The following is a 20,677-nucleotide window of genomic DNA, read 5'->3' as shown; positions in this document are numbered from 1 at the left end:
GACGCGGCGGAATGCTGGCTCATAGCGGGCCTCGTGCAGTCTGGGCGATGGCGGAGGCGGCCACGTCGCACCACAGGTCGAGCGTGGGGCAGGGGCCGGAGCGGTTCTTGGCGAGGATGAGCTCGAGGGCGTTCTGCCGCTCGATCAGGCGCGCACCGATCTCGGGATCGCCGCCGGAGGCCTTCAGCTTGCGCTCCAGGTAGTAGGCCTCGCGGTACAGCATCAGCACCGCGTCGGCGTCCTGCTCGATCTCGCCGGAATCGCGCAGGTCCGCGAGGTTCGGGCGGCGGTCGGCCCGGTCCTTGGCCTCGACGGCGCGGTTGAGCTGCGTCAGCAGCACCACGCAGATGTCCTCGGCCTTGGCGAGCTGTTTCAGGCCGCCCGTGATCTCGCCGATCTCCAGCACCCGGTTGCCCTGGTACCGGTCCGAGACCCTGATGAACTTCAGATAGTCGATGAACACGACGCCGAGGGCGATGTCCTGCCGGGCGAGACGCCGCTTCTCGACCTTCACGGCCGCGGCGATCTGCGCGAGGCCGACGCTGGGGTCGCAGATCAGGGTGAGGTGCAGGCGCTCGAACCGCCGCATCGCCTCGTCGAGGCGCGCCATCTCTTCCTCGTCGAGGTCAACGGCCGCCATGACCCGGCCGAACGGCAGCGGGCGGTTGTGCCGGTAGGACAGGTCGGCGAGGTAGCGGGCCATCTGTTGGTCCCGCGTCACCTCGCACTGGAAGGCGAGGACGCCGGCCGTGCGGGCGGCGAGGCGGCTGAGCGTCGTCATCGCGACCGTCTTGCCCATGCCGGGACGCCCGGCGAGGATCCAGAGCTGGCCGCGCTGGAATCCGCCGTTGGTGGCGCGGTCCAAGTCGGGCAGGCCCGTCGGGATCGCGGTGGAGCGGAGGAGCCCGGAGCGTAGGCCGCCGATCCGCTCGCGCATCCAGGCGGCGGACTGCGCCGCGCTCTGTGCCGTCGAGCCCAGTCCGGGCTCGGCGTCGACGAGGTCGAGCAGGCGGGATTCGGTGATCTCGATCAGGTCCCGGGGTGCCTGCTCGACCGGGGCCTCGTAGGCGCCGTTCACCAACTCCTCGCCGATGGTGATCAGCCGGCGGCGGACGGCGAGATCGTGGATCGTGCGGGCGTAGGCGCTCGCATTGATCACCGTGGTCGCGTCGGAGGCGAGCCGCGCGAGGTACTGAATGACCGTCTGACCGCCGAAATCGGCATCGCCCAGATAGGTCTTCAGGGTGATCGGCGTGGCGACGGTTCCGGCGCAGATCAGGGCACCGGCGACCGCGAAGATTTTGCGGTGGGCCTCCTCCATGAAGTGCTCCGGCAGCAGGAAGTCCGCCACGCGGTGATAGGCGTCGTTGTTGACTAGGATCGCGCCGAGCAGCGCCTGCTCCGCGTCGACGTTGTGCGGGGGTGCCCGGTATTCCGGCCGGATCGCCTCAAGGCGCGCGGTGATCGCGTTTGGGAGGCTCATGTGTCCGACCTCCGAAGGCCCGCCGGCGGCCCAACAATCTTGAGCGAGATCTCGCGGCCGAGCAGGGCGCCACCGCTCACGCAATCATTGCCAGCAGGGTGAGCCTCTTCGCAGGTCGGCGGCTGGCAGATTTCGCGCCGGCCTATCAAGATGATCCCGACACGTCCGATCGGATCCGTGAGTCGATCTGTTGCAAAGCGGCTGCTTTCGGAGGCCTGGACATGATCAGCAAGCCGGATATCCACCCGCTGGCCGGCTTTCACATCATCCCGCTGCCGGGACCCGGTGGGCCCTACGTCGTGGAGATCACGGGCAGTCGCGCCGAGAACGTCAACCCATCGTCCGAACCTGTGATGCATACTATCGGCATGCGCACGAAACAGGCGCGTTCCTTGGCCGCCGCACTGCTCGACGTGGCCGAGACAGCCGAGGCGATGGCCGCGGAGTAGCCGTTTCCCCATCGGCGCGAGCGGGGCGAAGGTCACGCGATCGTCCGCGTCTCGGCGTCGCGAGCTGTCCGGCTGCAGGCCGAGTGAGCACCGTCTTGCGGCGCCTCACGGATTGAGCAGGTGTTCCAGTCGACGGCGCGCTGCGGCGGCGACGCGATATCTAAAATCAGCGCTGACCGGCGCGCGGCGTGAACGATCTCGGAGGGAGCTAAGCGCGTGCTCATGCGGCGACTCCAGAGGGGCCGCCGTCAAAGTCATCGACCATGCCCCAGAGGCTTGGCGAGGCTGCTCGTCCTCGCCGCTCCAGAGCGCGGTTCAGCGCCAGGAAGGTATCGGCTGGAAATCGACCGCGTGCGGCCTCCCGCCAGTTCGAGACTGTCTTCGGCTTCGCGCCGACGATCTCGCCTGTCGGGCCATTTCCGCCGAGCAGGTCGATCACCGCATCGGTGGTTCGGAGGAGGGGGGGCGGCTCGTGCATGCCCGCAGTTTGTCCACAATACGTGGATAGGTCAAGTCCACAAAACGTTTCTAGCCACGGAACGTGGACGGACGCATTGTGTGGCTATGCCCGAGAGAAGCGATGCGCCGGAAAGTCAGGAGTCGATCGGCCGCCGCCTGCGCGAGACGCGCGAGGCGCTGGACCTATCACCGCGAGAATTTTACGAGGCGGTGGGCTTCTCCAAGACGCAGCTCGAAAATTACGAGGCGGGCCGCCGGCTGATGAAGCCGGCCATGGCCGTTCTCGTGATCAATGCATTTCCGAATGCCAAGCTAGACTTTAACTGGATCTATCACGGCGACCTGGCTGGGACCTCGCACAGCTTCGCGCAGCGAATACTGGCCCAGCGCAGCTCCGATCGGGCAGCCTGACCTCAGCTGACGATCTTAAGTTCGCGCTTCGTCGGCTCCACGCACGCCTCATCCTCGCCGGAATGAAGATAGTTGGTCACCAGCCAGCGCGCGTGCTCAATAATCGCGAGCGCCTTTTCCTTATCGCGAGGCAATTGGATGGCTATCTGCAAACCAAGCGCCTTGATGTTGTGATCAGCGTGACTAAGTTGCCCCTTCTTATTCGACATGACGCAACCCCCATGTAGCCTTTGATCTTAGTTTGTCTGCGCAGAAGGCACCAGAGGGTGGCGTCTAAGCAGTGGAAAGATCTGTACCGCGACAAGCTCATCCACGTTTCGTGGACAAGTTGCTTGATATGTCCACGAAACGTGGATAACTTGCCTCGTCGCCTCAGCGATGGAGCCGCGGATGTCCATCTTCCCCACCCGACCCCCCTGCACCGACAAACTCCGGCATCCGTCCGACTACTGGGTCAGCGCGCTCGACGGCGCCTGGGCCGTCCGCAGCACCCGCGGGCTTGAGGCCGAGGGCTTCGACTGCATCGCGGCCGCACGCCATTGGATCGAGGAGCGTGAGGCCGAGGAGGCCGACGAGCTGGCGGCAATCGCGGATTGTGAAGCCGACCAGATCCGCGAGGCCGCCTGACCATGGCCGGCCATGCCTTCGATCACCTGACCCTCGAGGAACGGCGTGTTCGACTGGACGCGCAGGCGGCCGTCCTCGCCAACCAGCAGGCGGCCCGCCGCTTCGCCCTCCAGATCGCGCCGGCCGACCGGGCGGCCGCCGAACGCCTGCCGCGCGAGGAGCGCCTGCGCTCCACCGCGGGCCTGCGCGGGAGCCCCGTCATGCCCCTGTCCGCTTGGCGCGGCCGGTGCGGCCGCCGCTACGTCGTGCGGGTCTTGCCCGTCCCGGTCGTCGATGCCGAGGATCTGCGCGACGCCGTCGTGATCCTGGTGGGCCGGGACGGCTCCGGCCTCGCCGAGATCCGGGGCGTCTCGATCGTCCGCGGCCTCGCTTCGGCGCAGGCCCTGATCGACGGGCTGCCGCCAGCCGTGACCGAACTGCACGCGCACCGGCTGGCCGAGACCGATGCCGACCGCGCCGCCATCCTGGCCGACCTCGGTACCGTCACGACCGGGCGGCGCCGGTGACCGCCCGCAGCGAGAGAGGGGAGAGCAGCCGGTGAGTCAGCCGCAGATGCAGATCATCGCCACCGAGGCGACGTCCGAGGCCGTGACAGCGGCCTCGCCAACCGAGGGCGCCACGGTCCTCTCAATCATCGAGCGGATGGCGCGCGATCCGAACGTCGATCCCGACCGGGTCGAACGGTTCCTGGTCATGGCCCGGGAGGATCGGGCCGAGCGCGCCCGGGTGGCCTTCATCGCCGCCATGGCGGCCTGTCAGGCCGAGCTGCCGCGGGTCCTGCGCGATGCCCGGAACACGCATTCCGGCGCCCCCTACGCGCGCCTGGAGACGATCGCGCGGGCCACGCAGCCGGTCATCGCCCGGCACGGCTTCTCGCTCTCGTTCGACACCGAGGCGTCGCCGATCCAGGGGCATCTGCGGGTGAAATGCACCTGCGCCCACGAGGCGGGGCACGAGCGCGCCTACCACCTCGACTTGCCGCCCGACACGGCGGGCGCACAGGGGAAAGCCAACAAGACGCCCATCCAGGGCATCGGGTCGACGATCACCTACGCGCGCCGTTACCTCGTCCTGCAGGTCTTCAACATTGCCCTGACCAACGACCCGGACGACACCGACGGGGCGCCCGCGGCGGACGCGTCCGAGGACGTGATCTCGGACGCACAGGCCGAGACGTTGCGCAATCTCCTCACCAAGCACGGGATCGCCCCGGGGAAGTTCCTGCGCGTCTTCGCCGTCGAGAGCGTGCCGGACCTGCCGGCCGCGCTCTACGGCGAGGCCCTGGACGCCATCGAGCGTGCCGTCGCCCGACGCGCCCGGCCGGAGGGCCGCTGACATGGCCGAGATGATCCAGGGCAGCGCCGCGTGGCTGGACGCCCGCTGCGGCAAGGTCACCGCCTCGCGCGTCGCCCACGTGCTGGCGGTCAAGCGTGACGGCAAACCGACCGCGGAGCACGAGCGCTACCTGATGGAGCTTGTGGGCGAGCGCCTGACGGGACTCGCGACGCAGCACTACCTGACCGCCGCGATGCTCGAGGGCTCGGAACGGGAGCCGCAGGCCTGCGACGCCTACGAGTTCCTGTACGGGGTCGACACCGTGAAGGTCGGGTTCGTGGATCACCCCACGATCACCATGGCCGGGGCCAGCCCGGATCGGCTCGTCGGCGCGGACGGCCTCGTCGAGTTCAAGTGCCCGACACTGCGCACGCACTTGGAGACGCTGCTGTCCGGCGAGATCCCGGAGGACCATCTGCCGCAGATGCGCTGGCAGATGGCCTGCACGGGCCGGGTGTGGTGCGACTTCGCCACCTGGCATCCGAGCGTGCCTCCGGCTCTGCGGCTCTGGGTCAAGCGGCTGCACCGGGACGAGGCGGAGATCGCGAAGGATGAGGTGGCCGTGCGCAGCTTCCTCGGCGAGGTTGAGGCGCGAGTCTTACGGCTCCTAGCCATCGGTTGTGCGGAGGCGGCATGATCATGGCCGTGATTGGCACCATTACTGGCGAAGGTTTCGCCATTTTCGAACTCGCCGATTGCGCCGAGCGCGAGGTCCGCCAAAGGCAGCAGGTCTATCCGCGCCTCGTCGGGTCCTCGCGCATGACGCAAGCCTTCGCCGATCGCCAGACAGCGCTCATGCAGGCGATCGCGCGCAAGCTCCGTGCGGAAGCCGATGCCGAAGGGGCGAGCGGAGATCTGTTCGCAGAAACGCCGGAGGTCTGCCATGTGTGAGCGCGTCCGCCACCGGCAGCACGGCACCGAGTACGAGGTGCTGGGCGTGGCCGAGCTCCAGATCGCCTATGCCCCCGTCATGGAGGGCAGCAAGCTCGTCGTATACCGTGGCGAGGATGGCAGGCTCTGGGCTCGCGAGGTAGGTGAATTCCGTGACGGCCGGTTCGAGACGATCAAGTCCGCCCCCGACCTTGAGCTAATCGCCCGGATCCTCGAATGCGCGGCCGAACAGACCGAGAAGGATGCGGTCAGGCACCCGTCGAACGAGCGCGCCTTCGAGCAGACCCGACGCACCGCCACATACCGCAGCTTGGCCGCCGCGCTGCGCGAGTTGAGGTCTGGAGGCGTGCGCCATGGGTGAGATCACCCAGCCCCTGGCATACAGGCCGAAGGATGCCGCCGCCGTACTCGGCGTCAGCCGTTCGACGATTTACCAAATGATCGCCGACGGCCAGATCGCGGCCCGGAAGCTCGGGGCCGCGACCCTGATCCCTCATTCCGAGCTGGCGCGCGTTCTCGACGGCGCGGCCTTGTCGGCCGCCACGAAGGCCGCCCAGGCGTCCATCAAGTGACGGCGCTTCTCTAGTGCGTCGCCGCGGCGGTAGGCGCGCTCCGTCTCGTCGCCGACCAGGTGCGCAAGTGCGACCTCGGCCAGCTCGCCGGGGAAGTCGGTCTCCTCGGTCACCCAGTCCCGGAACGATGATCGGAATCCGTGTACGGTGAACCCGTTGGGGTCGGCCCCGCGCAGGAACATGGCCAGGGCCATGTCCGAGAGCGGCGTACCCGCCCGTGAGGGGAAGACGAGATCCGAAGGCCCAGCGCCGTCGGGCCGGACAGACGCCAGGATCGCGAGCGCCGGTGCAGACAGCGGCACGCGGTGCAGCCGGCCGGCCTTCATTCGCTCGGCCGGAACGGTCCAGAGCGCCGCGGCCATGTCGACCTCGCCCCAGATCAGTCCGCGGGTCTCGCCGGACCGGGCGGCCGTCAGAATCGTGAAGCGCAGCGCGAGCGAGGAGAAGCTCGTCCGCCCGGCCGAGACCGCCGCGTAGAAGGACGGCACCTCGGCGTAGGGCATGGCCTTGTGATGGCCGCGCGTCAGCTTGCGCGATCGGGGCAGCAGCACGTCGAGGTGGCCGCGCCAGCGGGCCGGATTCTCGCCGGACCGGTGGCCACCGACGCGGGCCGCGTCCAGCACACGCTCGATGCGGCCGCGGATCCGGCGCGCCGTCTCGGCCTTCTCATGCCACATGGGCCGGAGCACCGTGAGCACGTCGTCGGTGCCGATGTCGGCCACGGGCATGCTCCACAGGCTCGCGGCCTGGACCTCCAGGGTCTGGCGCCATTGCGTGCGGTGCGTGGCGTTCCGCCAGGTCCTTTCCCGATCGGCCATGTATGTCTCGGCCACTTCGGCGAACGTCACGGGCGCCGGTGGGGGAGGGGGCGCGGCCGCCGCTATCCTGGCTTCGATCGGGTCGATGCCCTCGGCGATCAGCGTCCGGGCGGCCGCGGCGAGCTCGCGCGCCCGGGCCAGCGAGATCGCGCTCGCCGAGCCGAGCCCCATCTCGCGGCGTCGGCCCGGCATGCGGTAGAGCATAACCCAGCGCTTCGATCCGCTGGGCTCGATCACGAGGTAGAGGCCGCCGCCATCGGCGTGCCGGCCGGGCTCGCTCAGCGCCTGGACCTTGCGAGCCGAAAGGCGGTTGATTTCGCGCGCCATCTACCCCACCAGCCACCCCACCATTCGACACCGATTGCGGCGGATCGGGGCGGACACCGATGGAATTTATTCCCGCCAACGCCCTATCATCGCAAGGGAAAATCGACGGCGCTGGACGCTGGTGGATCGAACTTCGGCAGACACCCCTTCCGCCAGCGGGTTTCGGTTGTGGCGGCCAACGCATTCCCCGCGAGGGGCGGTAGCGTCATCGGGCCAAGGCTCAGACCGGGATCGCGGGCGTACGATAAGGCCGCTTCCGAATGGAATGCGATCGTCTCCGTTCAAGGCGCCTGTTTTGAGGGCGGCACCGTGCGCGTCGATCTGGCGACAAATGGCGATGCGTCAGCGCAGGGCTAAGATTTCGGCCACGTCCAGACGAGTCGCGCCGGCAAGCTGCAGAAAGCCGTTCGATGATCGGCCTCTTGGCCCCTGTGTGCTTGCCCAGATCGGATGGCTTAGTGCTGCTGCATTGTGTCAGCAGCAAAATGATCTCGGATAACGGATTTCGAGCACCGAGCCCGTTGAATTCAAAAATCTATGCGCCGGCCGATCATAGTCTGCGCTGAAACTCAGGCATTGAGTCGTCTGTAGACCTCAATCGCGTCGTTGATGTCCTCGTAGACGATTGCCCGCCCGTTCAGCAGCACGATGCCTTGGGTGCACCACTCGCGGAGCTGCTCCATCGAGTGGGAAATCATGATGATGTCGGCATTCTTGCGACGGGCGGAGAAGACTTCGTCACACCGCTTGGAGAAGCGCGCGTCGCCGACCGAGGTGAGCTCGTCGATCAGGTAGGTCTCGAACGGGATTGCCATACTCATGCCGAAGGCGAGCCGTGCGCCCATGCCCGATGAGTAGGTGTAGATCGGCTGCTCCAGATAGCTCCCGAGTTCCGAGAAATCCTCCACGAAATCAAGCACCTTCCGCGGATCCTCGCCGTAGATCCGGGCTACGAACATGACGTTGTCGCGGCCGGTCATCTTGGGATGGAATCCGCCCGCGAAGCCGAGCGGCCACGACACACGCCGGCCTCTATAGACCTTGCCTTTGGTCGGTTCCTCGGTGCCCGCCAGGATCCGCATCGTCGTCGACTTGCCGGCACCGTTGATGCCGAGGATGCCGTAACAGATACCTTGCTTGAGGGTGAAGGATGCCCGGTCCAGGACGATTCGCGGCGCGCCGTTGGCGCGGTAGATTTTCGTGACGTTCTCGAATCGGATCACGGGACTGCTCGTACGGCACAGCGGCCTGATGGTCTTTGGCTCGGAGGTAGAGCACCGGAAGGTGGCCAAACTGGGAATGACGGCGGTCGGGTCAAGCCGTTGGCGATCCCCCCGGGGCCGCCCCGATCGGCAGCGGTCATTCGGATCTGCGCCCGGTGTCTGGGCCGCTCTCTTGGGGACCGCGTGCGGCAGCGTGGGCCGTTCGGATGCCTCCAGAGGACAAAAGGCCCTGGCTCGGCCGGCGCCGAGGCATGCGCGCCGGAACCTGGCGCACAGGCCGCCTCAGCCTGCTTCAGCGACGGCCCTGCCGACGCGGTCCGTGGGGGTAGCCGGGGAGAGGCGATCGGAATCGCCGCTGGCCAGGTGACGATCCGCCGGATGAAGATTCCGGCCGTCGGCGTGAACGCGGGGCGATCATGCCCCTCAAGCCGCGCCGGAATCCGTCTCGCGACGGAGCCGGGTCATTCCAGTCTGTCCCGGCAGCGTTCTGCCACCGTGAGAGGATGGCCTCCGCGGCCTGTGGCCTTTTACGCCCGCCGCAGCAGACTGGGCATCCGCAACTCCGAGGCGCGGCTGCGCGGCGAAGGATGGCGTGATCCGGACAGGCGCGGCTCCACCTGACCGATCTGATCGAGCAGGAGCGGGCGAGCGAAGTAATAGCCCTGCGCGCAGCGGATCTGCGTCGCCCCGAGAAGGTAGGCGACCTCCTCGTAGGTCTCGACGCCTTCGGCCACCACCGACATGCCGAGCGCCGCGCCGAGCGACTCGATCGCCTTCAGGACGATCTGGCTGCGCGGTCGCTTGTCGATGTCGGTGATGAAGGAGCGATCGATTTTCAACTCGTCAGCGGTGATGTCCGCCAAGGCCGACAGCGACGAGTAGCCGACGCCGAAATCGTCGATCGAGACCCGCGCTCCGATCGCCCGGATCCGCGGGAGCACGTCGCGCTGGAAGCGGCCTGCCGTGAAGAAGGCCTCCTCGGTCAGCTCCAAGACGAAGCGCTCCGCGAGCCCGGTCTCGCCGAGGGAGGCACAGAAGGCGGTCATGAAGGGCACATCGCAGGCCTGCTTCGCGGCGATGTTGAGGCTCACGGTGACGTCCGGGCCAAACACCTCATCGATATCGGGCATCGACCGAACGGTCTCGGCCAGGACTTGGAGCGTGATCTCGTTGATCAGGCCGAGCTCGATGGCGAGGGCGATGAAATCGCCCGGCGCCTGGATCATGCCGAGTTCGTCCCGCCAGCGCAGAAGCACCTCGACGCCGGTGACGGCATGGGTGCGCATGTCGACCTTCGGCTGAAAGGCGCAGCAGAAGCAGCGGTCGCGGATCGCCAGCCGGAGCCGCTGCTCCACAGCCATCCGGGCCGTCGCCGCCTGGCTCATCGCGTCGTCGAACAGGCTGACGCCGCCCTTCAACTCGCCCTTTACCCGGTACATGGCGTTGTCGGCCTGCCGGGCGAGGACCTCATAGGTGTCGCCGTGGTCCGGGAACAGGCTCACGCCGATGGAGGCGGAGGCGAAGATCTCGTGCCCGTCGATGAAGAACGGCTGCTTGAGCCGCTCCGAGATGGCGCGCACGGCTGCCAGCGCGTCGTCCCGATCGAGGACGGGATCGAGCAAGAGCACGAACTCGTCGCCGCCGATGCGGGCCAGCAGGTCGCTCGGGCGCAACGTCGCGCGGATCCGGTCGGACATCTTGCGCAGCAGGGCGTCGCCCGCGGCGTGACTGTAATAGTCGTTGATGTGCTTGAAGTTATCGAGATCGATAAAGGCCAGGGCAAAACGGTCCCCGGGTCGTGAACCGGCCAGGACCTCGCCGATGCTTTGCTCGAACATCGTCCGGTTGGGAAGCCCGGTCAGGGCGTCGATGAAGGCCTTGGTGATCAGCTCCCGCTGAATCCTGTGATGACGCGTGACATCGGTGACCGTGGTGAGCGTGAAGCTGCCGTGATCCTCCGTGACCGGGTGGGTGCGCACCTCGACGACACGATCGCCGATGGCCTCGACATGCGCGGCCTCCCGAGACGAGCCCGCCGCGGCGGCGAGCGCGTGGACGGCCCTGTCGCCGAGAGCGCGCGCGGCGGCATTGGCCAGGGTGCACCCTCCCTGCTCGTCGAAGACCACGACGCCCACGGGGAGCGTCTGGATCACGGCTTCGAGCAGGGTCTGAGGCGTCGGGGAAGTCGGGGCGCTCATACTCCGCCCTGCTGCCAGAGCGGCGTGGCAGCGTGTGGTCCGGCCTGCGAGACGGTGTCGCCGGCGTCGAGGGGACGGCGGAGCAGCCGACGATGCACGTGATCGAGCGCTGCGCCCTGAGCCCCCTCCGGACCCGTCTCGCGTCCGAGACGCACGGCGCCGATCGGATCGTGGTCTTGGCCGCCGACCTTGTTCATGGTCGCGCCCCGCCACCGCTCCACGACGGCACCGATGAAGCCGGCGCCGGCGACCGCCGCGCCGTCCCCCACCGCGGCGCCGCTCGTGTCGTTGCGCGGCTGGCGGATCGACGGGAGGCGCCGGAACGTCATCCGGACCGGGATCGGAACGCCTTCACCGAAGGCAATGACCTCGCCCGTCCCGAGCGACGGGATGAAGGTGAGCAGGTTGCTGGCGTCCGATACCGCTGCGGCCAGGAAGGCCTGATCGCGCGCGTTCGTCATCCGCATGGCGAACAGGGTGCTGCATTGCGACATGATAGTCGCGTCGAGTTCGGCCGGACGCTGCGTGACCAAGCCCAGATGGACGCCATGTTTCCGGCCCTCGCGGGCGATCCGCGACAGGGCGCGGCGGGTCGGCGTGAAGCCGACGGAGCGATCGGCCGAGGCGAAGCGATGCGCCTCCTCGCACACGAACAGCAGCGGGATCGCGCCCTCGCTCCAGATGCCGAACTCGAACGCCAGGCGGGACAGGACGCAGACGACGGCGTCCACCACCTCGCTCGGCAGCCCGGCGAGCTGCATGATCGTCATCGGCCGCCCATCCGGATCGAGGCGGAACAGGTGCGCCAGGATCTCGCCCATCATGTCGCCGCCGACATTGGCGTTGTCGAACATGAAGCCGTGCCGCGGATCGTTCCGGATCGCCTCGATCCGCGTGATCAGACGGTGATAGTGCATCCGGGAGACGCGATTCTCCAGCCGGCCCATCCGCTCGTCAATGAGGGCAATCAGGTCCTGGAGCACGTAGGGCACGGGCGTGTCGATCGTGTAGCCGCCGGCCTTGCCCAGTGTCCGCTTCACGATCTGCCGGTCGCTCGCCTCCTTGTACTGGGCGTACTTGCTCTTCGCGAGCGGGATGACTTCGGCGAGGATCTCGATCTCCTCGTCCACGGCTGGACGCCCGCCGTAGATCACGTCGGCGATCTCTTCGAGGTTGAACAGCCAGAACGGCAGCTTGAGCGTCCGTGGATTGATCACGCTCGCGCGGTCGCCGAAGCTGGCGGCGTATTCATTGTGTACGTCCAGCAGGAAGATGCGCACTGCCGGCTTGGCGCGCATCACCTCGTCCAAGATGATGGTCACGCCGCTCGACTTGCCGACCCCCGTGGCGCCGAGAACGGCGAAGTGCTTGGAGAGAAGGTCGTCGAGTTTGATGCAGGCGGGGGTTTCGGGGTCTTGGTAGAGCGCCCCGACGGCCGCCGTGTTGGCCACAGACACTTGGTGGACGATTCGCAGTTCGGAGGGGGACAGCAGCTCGACCGTGTCGCCGATCGCCGGGTAGCAGGTCACGCCCCGGCAGAATCCAGGCACCCCGTTCGTCTCGATGATCTGGCCGAGCAGGTCGAGGCTCGCAAAGGCCCCGGGTTCTCGCCCGCGCTCGTGGGCCGAGGCCAACGTCGTGACGATGCCCACGAGGATGGCCCCGCCCGCACGGATCCGGACCAGATTGCCGACCGTGACCCTCACGCTCGGTCGCCCGTTCCGGAGCCCGAGCTCAAGATGAACCTTCGACCCCTCGATGGAAGTCACAGACCCCATCTGCGACGCGGACTCGTCGTCCCGGAACGTCCCGTCGCCGCTCAGCATCATCCGCGCCCTGCTCTGAAACAGAATCGACACGATACTGCAGGGTGGTCATTAAAGTTCTGACAAAGGAATTCGCGCAAAAGCGTAATGCTTAACCGATGCTTTTTGTCTCAGTATTATCGCCCAGGTTGCGTGCGTCCTGTGCATCGGCTCGGGGTACGGGCGGCCGCCACCCTTCGCGATCTCGGTGTCTCAGGCATTCCGGGTATTGGACGCAGCCTGAAAGACGGCCACCTCACCGAGACTATCGGACGGTGCGGTCGATCGCGGATGTCGGGCGCACAGCTAGGCGGCCTGCCCGTCGCCGAAATGCTCACGCATCCAGCACTCGCCGGAAATGCGGGCTCCGTTCCGCGTTACGAAGGCGTAGGGCGACTTTTCGACGACCGTGCCGCCGTGGCTGCGGATGATCCATCGGAAGCACCGGGGATCGTCCCTGCACGGGACGATTTCGACCGTATGGGAGTGCATTGTTTCGATCGACATAGAGCTGTAACGCCGCAGCGCAGCAATCCGCTCCATGCGACGATCGCGGAGGGTTACCGAACCGTGCGGGCCCGCACGCGATTTGCGCCGTCTTGCCGCGTCAGACCATATCGCGCCGCGATCCGGGCCGAACCCGTCGACCGGATGCTACACCGGCACCGAGCAACAGGAAGTCTGCATGCCGATCAAGGCCATCAATGACCGCAAGAAGCTGTCCAGCGATTTCAACGAGGCCAACGACGCCTTCATCGACGAGGTGCTGAACGCGCTCCAGGGCGGACGCATTCCCCTCGATCTCGCCCGCGCCTATCTCGCGCATCCCGTGGCAATGATGCACACCGACGGGGCGCAGGCCGTCGCCAACTACTTCGAGCGCATGCTGGCCCAGCGACCGAATATCGACTGGACGCCGGGGAGTTGATGACGGTGTCGCTGAGTCGAGGAGAGGACGCGCGGATGACCATCGAAGAGATCGAGGAGCTGAACCGGGCCCGCGCCGCGCTGGCGCGCCAGCGGAATGCCATCGCCCGGCGCCTGGGCGGTCTCGACGTGGCGCCGATCTCCATGGCGGAGGATCTGACCCGGACGCTGCTGGCCATCGAAGCCGTGGATCGGGCCCTGGTCGATGCGGGCCAGCCCCATATGGACATCGGCCCCAGGCCGGAGGCCTAACCGACTCCGGCGCGTCAGCCCTCGCGGAGCCTTGCGCCGAACTCCCGGGCGGGCGTACAGGCTCGGGTGCTCTGAGGAGACCCGACGATGTCCGACCGCCTGCCCGGCTTCAACACGCTGGCGATCCATGCGGGCGCCGCCCCCGACGCCGCCACGGGCGCGCGCGCAACGCCGATCTACCAGACCACCAGCTTCGTGTTCGACGATGTCGATCACGCCGCGTCGCTGTTCGGGCTCCAGGCCTTCGGCAACATCTACACGCGGATCACCAACCCGACGAACGCGGTGCTGGAGGAGCGCATCGCGGCCCTGGAAGGCGGGACCGCCGCCCTGGCGGTCGCCTCCGGCCACGCGGCCGAGTTCCTGACCATGCACGCCCTGATGCAGCCGGGCGACGAGTTCGTGGCCTCGAACAAGCTCTACGGCGGGTCGATCAACCAGTTCAATCACTCGTACAAGAACTTCGGCTGGTCGGTGGCCTGGGCCGACAACGACGATCCCGCCTCCTTCGAGGCGGCGATCACGCCGCGCACCAAGGCGATCTTCTGCGAATCCATCGCCAATCCCGGCGGCGTCATCACCGACATCGCGGCGCTGTCGCAGATCGCCAAGAAGCACAACATCCCGCTCGTCGTCGACAACACCATGGCGACGCCGTACCTGATCCGGCCCTTCGAGCACGGCGCCGACATCGTCGTCCATTCGGCGACGAAGTTCCTCGGCGGCCACGGCAATTCGATCGGCGGCCTGATCGTCGACGGCGGCTCGTTCCAATGGGCGGGCGATGCGCGCTACCCGATGATGAGCCAGCCGCGGCCGGAATATTCCGGCATGGTGCTGGCCGAGACCTTCGGCAATTTCGGCTTCGCCATCGCCTGCCGGGTGCTGGGCCTGCGCGACCTCGGTCCGGCGCTCTCGCCGTTCAACGCCTTCCTGATCCTCAACGGCATCGAGACTCTGCCGCTGCGCATGCAGCGCCATTCCGACAACGCGCTGACGGTGGCCACCCATTTGTCCAAGCACGAGGCCGTGTCCTGGGTGAGCTACCCGGGGCTGGAGACCGATCGTTACCATGCGCTGGCCAAGCGCTACACGCCGAAGGGCGCCGGTGCCGTGTTCACCTTCGGTCTGAAGGGCGGCTACGAGGCGGGCGTGAAGCTGGTCTCGAACCTCCAGCTGTTCTCGCACCTCGCCAATATCGGCGACACCCGGTCGCTGATCATCCATCCGGCCTCGACAACGCACCGCCAGCTCACCGACGCGCAGAAGACCGCCGCCGGGGCGGGGCCGGAAGTGGTGCGCCTGTCGATCGGCCTGGAAGATCCGGCGGACCTGATCGACGATCTCGACGCCGCGCTCGAGGGCTGACACCGTCCCGCGCCGCGAGCCGGCTCGCCCGCCGTCGCGCGCGCGGCGCGGCGACCGAGGGCAGCGGGCACTGGGTCAGCGTCGCACGGCTGGTTTGCTTCGCGACGCTCGCAAAGGCTGGGACGCCACGTTGCCAGCCGCCGCGCTCTGGCGCGACGGCCCGTGGGACGCTCAGAACGCGTCCGCCGCCAGCGCCATCGTGCTGTCCGCACCGGCCTTGATGCGGGCCAGGCGCAGGGCAGTCTCCGGCAGCATCCGCTCCATGTAGAACCGGCCGCTCGTCAGCTTCGACTCCCAGCGCGGGGAGGGCGCCTCGGCATGCTTGGCCTGGGCGGCCTTGGCGATCCGCGCCCACATGTAGCCCAGGGCCACGAGGCCGAAGAGGTGCATGAAGTCGGTTGCGCCGGCCCCGGCATTGTCGGGCTTGGCGAAGGCGTTCTGCATCAGCCACATCACCGCGCCCTGGAGATCGTTCAGCCCGGCCTGGAGCGGCTGGGTGAACGGCGCCATCGCGGGATCCTCGCCGTGGTCCTTCAGGAAGGTCTGGACCTCGCCCAGGAAGGTCATCATCGCCCGGCCGCCATCCTTCGGCAGCTTGCGGCCGATCAGGTCCATCGCCTGGATGCCGTTGGCGCCCTCGTAGATCATGGCGATGCGGGCATCGCGCACGAACTGCGACATGCCCCATTCCTCGATGTAGCCGTGGCCGCCGAGCAGCTGCTGGGCCTCGACCGCATTGGCGAAGCCGCGATCGGTGAACACGCCCTTCACCACCGGCGTCATGAGGCCGAGATAATCGTCGGCCGCCTGCCGCTCCCGGGCATCCTCGGAACGGTGCAGGATGTCGGCCTGGAGCGCCGTCCAGAGCATGAGGGCGCGGGCCGCTTCGTTGAACGCGCGGATCTGCATCAGCGTGCGGCGCACGTCCGGATGGACGATGATCGGGTCGGCGGCTTTGTCGGGCGCCTTCGCGCCGGTCAGCGCCCGGCCCTGGAGGCGATCCTTCGCGTAGGCGGCGGCGTTCTGGTAGGCGACCTCGGACTGCCCGAGCCCCTGGACGCCCACGGCGAGCCGCGCCTCGTTCATCATCACGAACATGGCGTTGAGGCCGCGGTTCTCCTGGCCCACGAGCCAGCCGGTCGCGCCGTCGTAGTTCATCACGCAGGTGGCGTTGCCGTGAATGCCCATCTTGTGCTCGAGGGAGCCGCAGGACACGCCGTTGCGCGCGCCGAGGGAGCCGTCGGCGTTCACCAGAACCTTCGGCACCACGAAGAGCGAGATGCCCTTGGTGCCGGCGGGGGCCCCCTCGATCCGGGCGAGGACGAGATGGACGATGTTCTCGGCGAGGTCGTGCTCGCCGGCCGAGATGAAGATCTTGGTCCCGGTGATGCTGTAGGCGCCGTCGCCGTTCGGCACAGCCTTGGTCTTGAGCAGCCCGAGATCCGTGCCGCAATGCGGCTCGGTCAGGTTCATGGTGCCGGTCCAGGCCCCTTCGACCATCCTCGGCAGGTACAGCGCCTTCTGCTCCTCCGTGCCGTGGACCAGCAGCGCCGCCATCGCGCCCTGCGTCAGACCGGGATACATGCCGAAGGCGAGGTTCGCGCCTGAGGCGAATTCCTGGATCGCGGTGTTCAGCGTGTGCGGCAGGCCCTGGCCGCCATAGGCTTCGGGCACCGAAAGTCCCATCCAGCCGCCGCTCGCGTAGGTGTCGTAAGCGGCCTTGAAGCCCGTCGGCGTGCGTACCGTGCCGTCGGCGTCCCGGCGACAGCCCTCCAGATCGCCTGTCCGGTTGATCGGGGCCAGGACCTCCTCGGCGAGCTTCGCGCCCTCGCGCAGGACGGCCTCGATCACATCCGGTGAGGCATCGGCGAAGCCCGCAAGGTTGTCCCGGGCATGAAAGCCGAGCACATCGGTGAGCAGGAACAGCGTGTCCTCAACCGGAGCGCGATACTGCGGCATCTCTGGCTTCCCCCGTCTGGTGCAGGCCCCTCGAGACGGCCCGCTGCCTTGGCCGCATGTAACCGCCCCGCCGCCTCCGGAGCAACGGCTCGACCCCGTCGCCGCCGGACCGGCGCACCCGTCCCACGCCGCCGGTCGCTCGCGACGATTACCGGGGCCCGGTGAACCTTAACCTCGTGTTTACCAAGAAAGTTAATGGTCGCCTCGAACGATCCGACGCGTGTGTTCGTGGATACCGAATTCCGGTCCGCCCTGCGCAGAGGAAACGGACGCCGACCGCTGCCGACGACAGGCCACCGATGACCCGCAACGCGATGCCGCAGCTCGACAGTTTCGATCCCGAGGTGCTCGACGCGGCGCGCGACGTGGCGGCGCGGGCAGGCGTGCCGCTCGAGACCTGGATCGCCTCGGTGGTGCCGCAGCAGCAATCGGCCGCGCCGGGAAACCGGCGGCACCGGCGTCGCCACCGCGCCGAGCAGGTCGGTTCCGGTGCCGTCCGGCCCGATGCGGCGCCGGATCGATCCGTTGCCGCCGCTCCGGACGGCGAGAACCCGGAGCCCCGCGCCGACGCCTACGGCCAGGGCATCGCCGCCTTGATGGATCGCCTGGACGGGCTCGACCGGGCCCTCGACCATGAGCGGCGTGCCGCTCAGGAAGCGGAGGCGCGGCGCCTCGCGGAGATCGAAGCCCGCATCGAGCGGGCCCTCAAGGCGGCCCCCGTCCAGCAGGTGACCGAACGGCTCGGCGATATCGAGCGGCGCATGTCCCAGCTCGGCGAGCAGGTCGCCACCACGCGCCAGCCCGGCCGTCGCGCGCGCCCCGCCGCCGCGGACATCCGCAATGCGGTCCAGGACATCCGGCAACGGCAGCGCGAGCTCGCCGAGACCGCCGGGCCGGGGGCCGCGATGTCCGCGACCGATGGCGGCGTCGTCGCCAGCATGCGCATGGACCTCGCGCGCCGGCTGGAAGCCCGGATCGAGGAAGGTGTCGCCCCGTCGACCGCCCTGATCGAGCTTCAGGAGGAGACCACACGCCTGCGCGAGGCGATCAACCAGCTGGCGACGAGCCGGGATATCGGCGCCCTGGAGCAGGCCGTCATCACCCTGGCCAGCGGCATCGAGCGGGCCCAGGCCGGAACCGATCTCACCGCCATCGCGGTGCCGATCGAGCAGGTCCGGGCGCAGGTCGAGCGCCTCGCCGAAGAGGTGGCCGAGAACGTCCACAGCCGCGTCGCGGAGGATGTCCGCCGCCTGGCCGAGCGCCTCGATTCCGCGGCGGCGACCGGCGCGGCCGATCCGGATGGTCGCACCCTCGCCGGCCTGTTTGCCGAGCTTGAGGAGATTCGCCGGCAGATCGGTGCCCTGGCGGGTCCGGAGCGGATACAGGGTCTCGCGCAGAGCCTTCAGGCGCTGAGCGCGCAGATTGCGCAGTTGCAAAGCCTGAGCGCCGGTCCGGACCTGCGCCCGATCCTGGAGGAGATCCGCAGCGACGTGAAGATCGCCGCGCCGGCCGCGCTGGCGGAGCAGATCCAGGCGCTTGCGGAGAAGGTCGACCTCCTCTGCGCCCGGGACGATTGGTCCGAGCGGTCCGGCGAAGCCGCCGCCCGTCCGGACGGGATGGCGTCGATCCACGCCATGCTGCGCAGCCTCGCCGACAAGGTCGATCAGGTCGGCGCCCGGGCCGAGCACGAAGGGCTCGACGCCCTGGAGCGGCAGGTCGTGTCTCTGGCGGGGCGCCTCGACGCGCCGCTGAGCGTCGATCCGGCGCTGGCCGGCCTCGAGCGCACCATGGGCGACCTGCTCCGGCAGGTGACGGCTCTCCGGGACTCCGCCCCGACCGAGGCCGTGGTGGAGCGCGCCGCGCGCAACGCCGTGGCTCAGACTCTCCAGGGTTCCGGTCTCGGCACGGCCGAGTCCGGGGAGATCGGCCTCCTCCGCGCCAGCTTGGCCGATATGCAGGCCCGGCAGGTCGCGTCCGATCAGCGGCTCGGCGCCACCCTCGATGGCGTCCAATCGGCCCTTGAGCGCCTTCTCGTCCGGCTCGGCCCGGCCGAGTCCGTCCCGCCGCGGGTCCCGTCCCTCGACGAGCGCCTGATGTCGTCGACGAGCGCGGAGGCGACCCTCGCGCCCGTCGAGGCGCGCGCGAAGCCCCGGCGGGACGGCATCGAGGCTTCCCGCCTCGCCGACGACCTGCTCGAGCCCGGCAGCGGCCGTCCGCCGCGCGAGCCGCGCTCGCCCAGAGAGCCGTCGGCCCGCCGGCCGATGCAGGAGCGGATCGGCGACGCGGCCGCCGCGCGGATCGCGGCCGACGCCACCTCTGAGACCGACATCAAGACCAGCTTCATCGCCGCGGCGCGACGGGCCGCCCAGGCCGCGCAAGCGGAGCTGGTCGCGGAAGCGCCCGTGGAGCGCCGGGAGACCCGGGGCGAGCGGGCCGCGCTGCTGCCCAACGCGACGACGGGGCGGCTCGCGCGGCTGCGCGCCGAAATCGATCGCCGCCGCCGCCCGCTCCTGCTCGGGCTCGCCGCCATCGTGCTGGCGCTGGGCGCGCTCCAGGCGATCACCATGCGCAGCGCGGATGAGCCGCAAACGCCCGCCCCGGCGAGCCAGATCGCGCCGTCACGCGGGGATGCCGCCGACGTCCAGAAAAAGGCTCCGGACGCCGCCAAGGAGACGCCGGACGCGAAGCCGGCCGTGGCCGATCCGACCACGACCCAGTCGCTGCCGAATCCCGCTCCCGCGGAGACGCACTCCACCGCCAAGCCGGCGGTGCCGCAGGTCTCCGGCATGAACGCCCTGCAGGCCGATCTCGGGAACCTGCCGCCGGCGCTGGCCAAGGTGAAGCTCGCCGCCCTCGAGGGCGACGGCACGGCCATCTGGGACCTCGCCACCCGGGAGGCCGACGGCCGCGGCATGCCGCGCGATCTGTCGGTCGCGGCAAAGCTCTACGAGAAGTTGGCCTCGGCCGGCTACGCCCCCGCCCAGTACAAGCTCGCCGGCCATTACGAGAAGGGATCCGGCGTCGTCCGCGATCTCGACAAGGCGAAGCTCTGGTACGGCCGTGCCGCCGAGCAGGGTCATGCCCGCTCCATGCACAATCTGGCGGTGCTCTATGCGGAGAACCCGGTCGCCAACGGGAAGCCGGACTTCGCATCCGCGGCCTCGTGGTTCCGCCAGGGAGCCGAATTCGGCGTCCGCGACAGCCAGTACAATCTCGGCGTTCTCTATGCCCGCGGCCTCGGCCTGACGCAGGACCTGATCCAATCCTACGCGTGGTTCTCGGCCGCGGCGAGCCAGGGCGACGACGATGCCGGCAAGAAGCGCGACGACGTGGCCAACAAGCTGAGCCCCGCCGATCTCGCCAGCGCGAAGAGCCTCGCGGCCAACTTCAAGCCGCGAAAGATTGACGCGGCGGTGAACGAGCCGCCGGCGTCGAAGGCCCCCGCCAGCCCGCCGATGTCGCTGCTCGGGGCGCCTTTGCCCAGCGCGGTGCCGTCCACGGCCTCGCCCCGCCGGGGCTGACGGCTCTCCTGAAGCCGGCGCCGCAGCCGCGCCGACCTTGACCGCCGTGCCG

Annotated in this window: 21 protein-coding genes; 13 read left to right on the top strand and 8 right to left on the bottom strand. The window is 68.6% G+C overall.

The window, feature by feature from the left end; all coding sequences use genetic code 11:
• Positions 1-19: 19 nt before the first annotated feature.
• The gene (locus tag ABIC70_RS09185) at positions 20-1,483 is read right to left on the bottom strand and encodes a DnaB-like helicase C-terminal domain-containing protein (RefSeq protein WP_354439503.1); all 1,464 of its coding nucleotides are present in this window, start codon (positions 1,481-1,483) and stop codon (positions 20-22) included.
• A 221-nt stretch (positions 1,484-1,704) separates the two neighbouring features.
• On the opposite strand from ABIC70_RS09185, the gene ABIC70_RS09180 reads away from it, so the two are divergent.
• Positions 1,705-1,932, top strand: a complete 228-nt coding sequence (locus tag ABIC70_RS09180; protein ID WP_354439502.1) for a hypothetical protein — start codon at positions 1,705-1,707, stop codon at positions 1,930-1,932.
• Between the two features lie 220 nt (positions 1,933-2,152).
• On the opposite strand, the gene ABIC70_RS09175 is transcribed toward ABIC70_RS09180, so the two are convergent.
• Complete coding sequence (locus tag ABIC70_RS09175) at positions 2,153-2,410, bottom strand: hypothetical protein (protein WP_354439501.1); 258 nt, start codon at positions 2,408-2,410, stop codon at positions 2,153-2,155.
• A gap of 86 nt (positions 2,411-2,496) precedes the next feature.
• Between ABIC70_RS09175 and ABIC70_RS09170 the strand changes: the two genes are divergently transcribed.
• Positions 2,497-2,802 carry a helix-turn-helix domain-containing protein gene (locus ABIC70_RS09170; protein WP_274927683.1) on the top strand — a complete coding sequence of 102 codons (306 nt, stop codon included), beginning with the start codon at positions 2,497-2,499 and terminating at the stop codon, positions 2,800-2,802.
• Between the two features lie 2 nt (positions 2,803-2,804).
• Here ABIC70_RS09170 and ABIC70_RS09165 read toward each other — a convergent pair whose 3' ends face one another.
• Positions 2,805-3,011, bottom strand: a complete 207-nt coding sequence (locus ABIC70_RS09165) for a hypothetical protein (RefSeq protein ID WP_354439500.1) — start codon at positions 3,009-3,011, stop codon at positions 2,805-2,807.
• Between the two features lie 181 nt (positions 3,012-3,192).
• Here ABIC70_RS09165 and ABIC70_RS09160 point away from each other — a divergent pair, with 181 nt between their 5' ends.
• Genes ABIC70_RS09160 through ABIC70_RS09130 form a run of 7 tightly spaced genes read left to right on the top strand, consistent with a single transcriptional unit; the run spans position 3,193 to position 6,227 of the window.
• Complete coding sequence (locus tag ABIC70_RS09160; protein WP_354439499.1) at positions 3,193-3,429, top strand: hypothetical protein; 237 nt, start codon at positions 3,193-3,195, stop codon at positions 3,427-3,429.
• A 2-nt stretch (positions 3,430-3,431) separates the two neighbouring features.
• Positions 3,432-3,935 carry a hypothetical protein gene (locus tag ABIC70_RS09155; RefSeq protein ID WP_354439498.1) on the top strand — a complete coding sequence of 168 codons (504 nt, stop codon included), beginning with the start codon at positions 3,432-3,434 and terminating at the stop codon, positions 3,933-3,935.
• Between the two features lie 31 nt (positions 3,936-3,966).
• On the top strand, positions 3,967-4,764 hold the full coding sequence (locus tag ABIC70_RS09150; RefSeq protein WP_354439497.1) for an ERF family protein: 798 nt from the start codon (positions 3,967-3,969) through the stop codon (positions 4,762-4,764).
• Position 4,765: 1 nt separating this feature from the next.
• Positions 4,766-5,401: a lambda exonuclease family protein gene (locus tag ABIC70_RS09145; RefSeq protein ID WP_354439495.1), complete on the top strand. Its 636-nt coding sequence runs from the start codon at positions 4,766-4,768 to the stop codon at positions 5,399-5,401.
• Positions 5,398-5,655: a hypothetical protein gene (locus tag ABIC70_RS09140; protein ID WP_354439493.1), complete on the top strand. Its 258-nt coding sequence runs from the start codon at positions 5,398-5,400 to the stop codon at positions 5,653-5,655. The genes ABIC70_RS09145 and ABIC70_RS09140 overlap by 4 nt, the downstream gene beginning before the upstream one ends.
• Entirely contained in the window at positions 5,648-6,016 is a 369-nt protein-coding gene (locus ABIC70_RS09135; protein WP_274926109.1) for a hypothetical protein, read from the top strand. Before ABIC70_RS09140 ends, ABIC70_RS09135 begins: the two co-directional genes overlap by 8 nt.
• Positions 6,009-6,227, top strand: a complete 219-nt coding sequence (locus ABIC70_RS09130; protein WP_342462143.1) for a helix-turn-helix domain-containing protein — start codon at positions 6,009-6,011, stop codon at positions 6,225-6,227. The genes ABIC70_RS09135 and ABIC70_RS09130 overlap by 8 nt, the downstream gene beginning before the upstream one ends.
• Here ABIC70_RS09130 and ABIC70_RS09125 read toward each other — a convergent pair.
• From ABIC70_RS09125 to ABIC70_RS09110, 4 genes are all read right to left on the bottom strand, one after another.
• Positions 6,149-7,372, bottom strand: a complete 1,224-nt coding sequence (locus ABIC70_RS09125; protein WP_274926108.1) for a tyrosine-type recombinase/integrase — start codon at positions 7,370-7,372, stop codon at positions 6,149-6,151. The genes ABIC70_RS09130 and ABIC70_RS09125 overlap by 79 nt on opposite strands.
• 569 nt (positions 7,373-7,941) lie before the next feature.
• A complete protein-coding gene (locus ABIC70_RS09120) occupies positions 7,942-8,595 on the bottom strand; it encodes an ABC transporter ATP-binding protein (protein WP_043346135.1) in 654 nt (217 codons plus the stop codon).
• Between the two features lie 527 nt (positions 8,596-9,122).
• Entirely contained in the window at positions 9,123-10,793 is a 1,671-nt protein-coding gene (locus ABIC70_RS09115) for a putative bifunctional diguanylate cyclase/phosphodiesterase (RefSeq protein WP_354439492.1), read from the bottom strand.
• Positions 10,790-12,619, bottom strand: a complete 1,830-nt coding sequence (locus ABIC70_RS09110; protein ID WP_502915968.1) for an ATP-binding protein — start codon at positions 12,617-12,619, stop codon at positions 10,790-10,792. The genes ABIC70_RS09115 and ABIC70_RS09110 overlap by 4 nt, the downstream gene beginning before the upstream one ends.
• Positions 12,620-13,283: 664 nt before the next feature.
• On the opposite strand from ABIC70_RS09110, the gene ABIC70_RS09105 reads away from it, so the two are divergent.
• From ABIC70_RS09105 to ABIC70_RS09095, 3 genes are all read left to right on the top strand, one after another.
• Entirely contained in the window at positions 13,284-13,526 is a 243-nt protein-coding gene (locus ABIC70_RS09105) for a hypothetical protein (protein WP_043346132.1), read from the top strand.
• A 35-nt stretch (positions 13,527-13,561) separates the two neighbouring features.
• Positions 13,562-13,777 carry a hypothetical protein gene (locus tag ABIC70_RS09100; RefSeq protein ID WP_043380487.1) on the top strand — a complete coding sequence of 72 codons (216 nt, stop codon included), beginning with the start codon at positions 13,562-13,564 and terminating at the stop codon, positions 13,775-13,777.
• A gap of 87 nt (positions 13,778-13,864) precedes the next feature.
• Positions 13,865-15,145 carry an O-acetylhomoserine aminocarboxypropyltransferase gene (locus ABIC70_RS09095; RefSeq protein WP_053608749.1) on the top strand — a complete coding sequence of 427 codons (1,281 nt, stop codon included), beginning with the start codon at positions 13,865-13,867 and terminating at the stop codon, positions 15,143-15,145.
• A gap of 171 nt (positions 15,146-15,316) precedes the next feature.
• Here ABIC70_RS09095 and ABIC70_RS09090 read toward each other — a convergent pair whose 3' ends face one another.
• Positions 15,317-17,104, bottom strand: coding sequence for an acyl-CoA dehydrogenase C-terminal domain-containing protein (locus ABIC70_RS09090; protein WP_043380483.1), 1,788 nt, complete (start codon positions 17,102-17,104; stop codon positions 15,317-15,319).
• 299 nt (positions 17,105-17,403) lie between these two features.
• Here ABIC70_RS09090 and ABIC70_RS09085 point away from each other — a divergent pair, with 299 nt between their 5' ends.
• The gene (locus tag ABIC70_RS09085; protein ID WP_354439490.1) at positions 17,404-20,625 is read left to right on the top strand and encodes an SEL1-like repeat protein; all 3,222 of its coding nucleotides are present in this window, start codon (positions 17,404-17,406) and stop codon (positions 20,623-20,625) included.
• The last annotated feature ends 52 nt before the right edge of the window (positions 20,626-20,677 follow it).

The sequence above is a fragment of the Methylobacterium sp. 1973 genome (assembly GCF_040545035.1).
Taxonomy (GTDB): domain Bacteria; phylum Pseudomonadota; class Alphaproteobacteria; order Rhizobiales; family Beijerinckiaceae; genus Methylobacterium; species Methylobacterium fujisawaense.
Note: the sequence above shows the minus strand (reverse complement) of the source record. Positions and strands in the feature narration are given on the sequence as shown.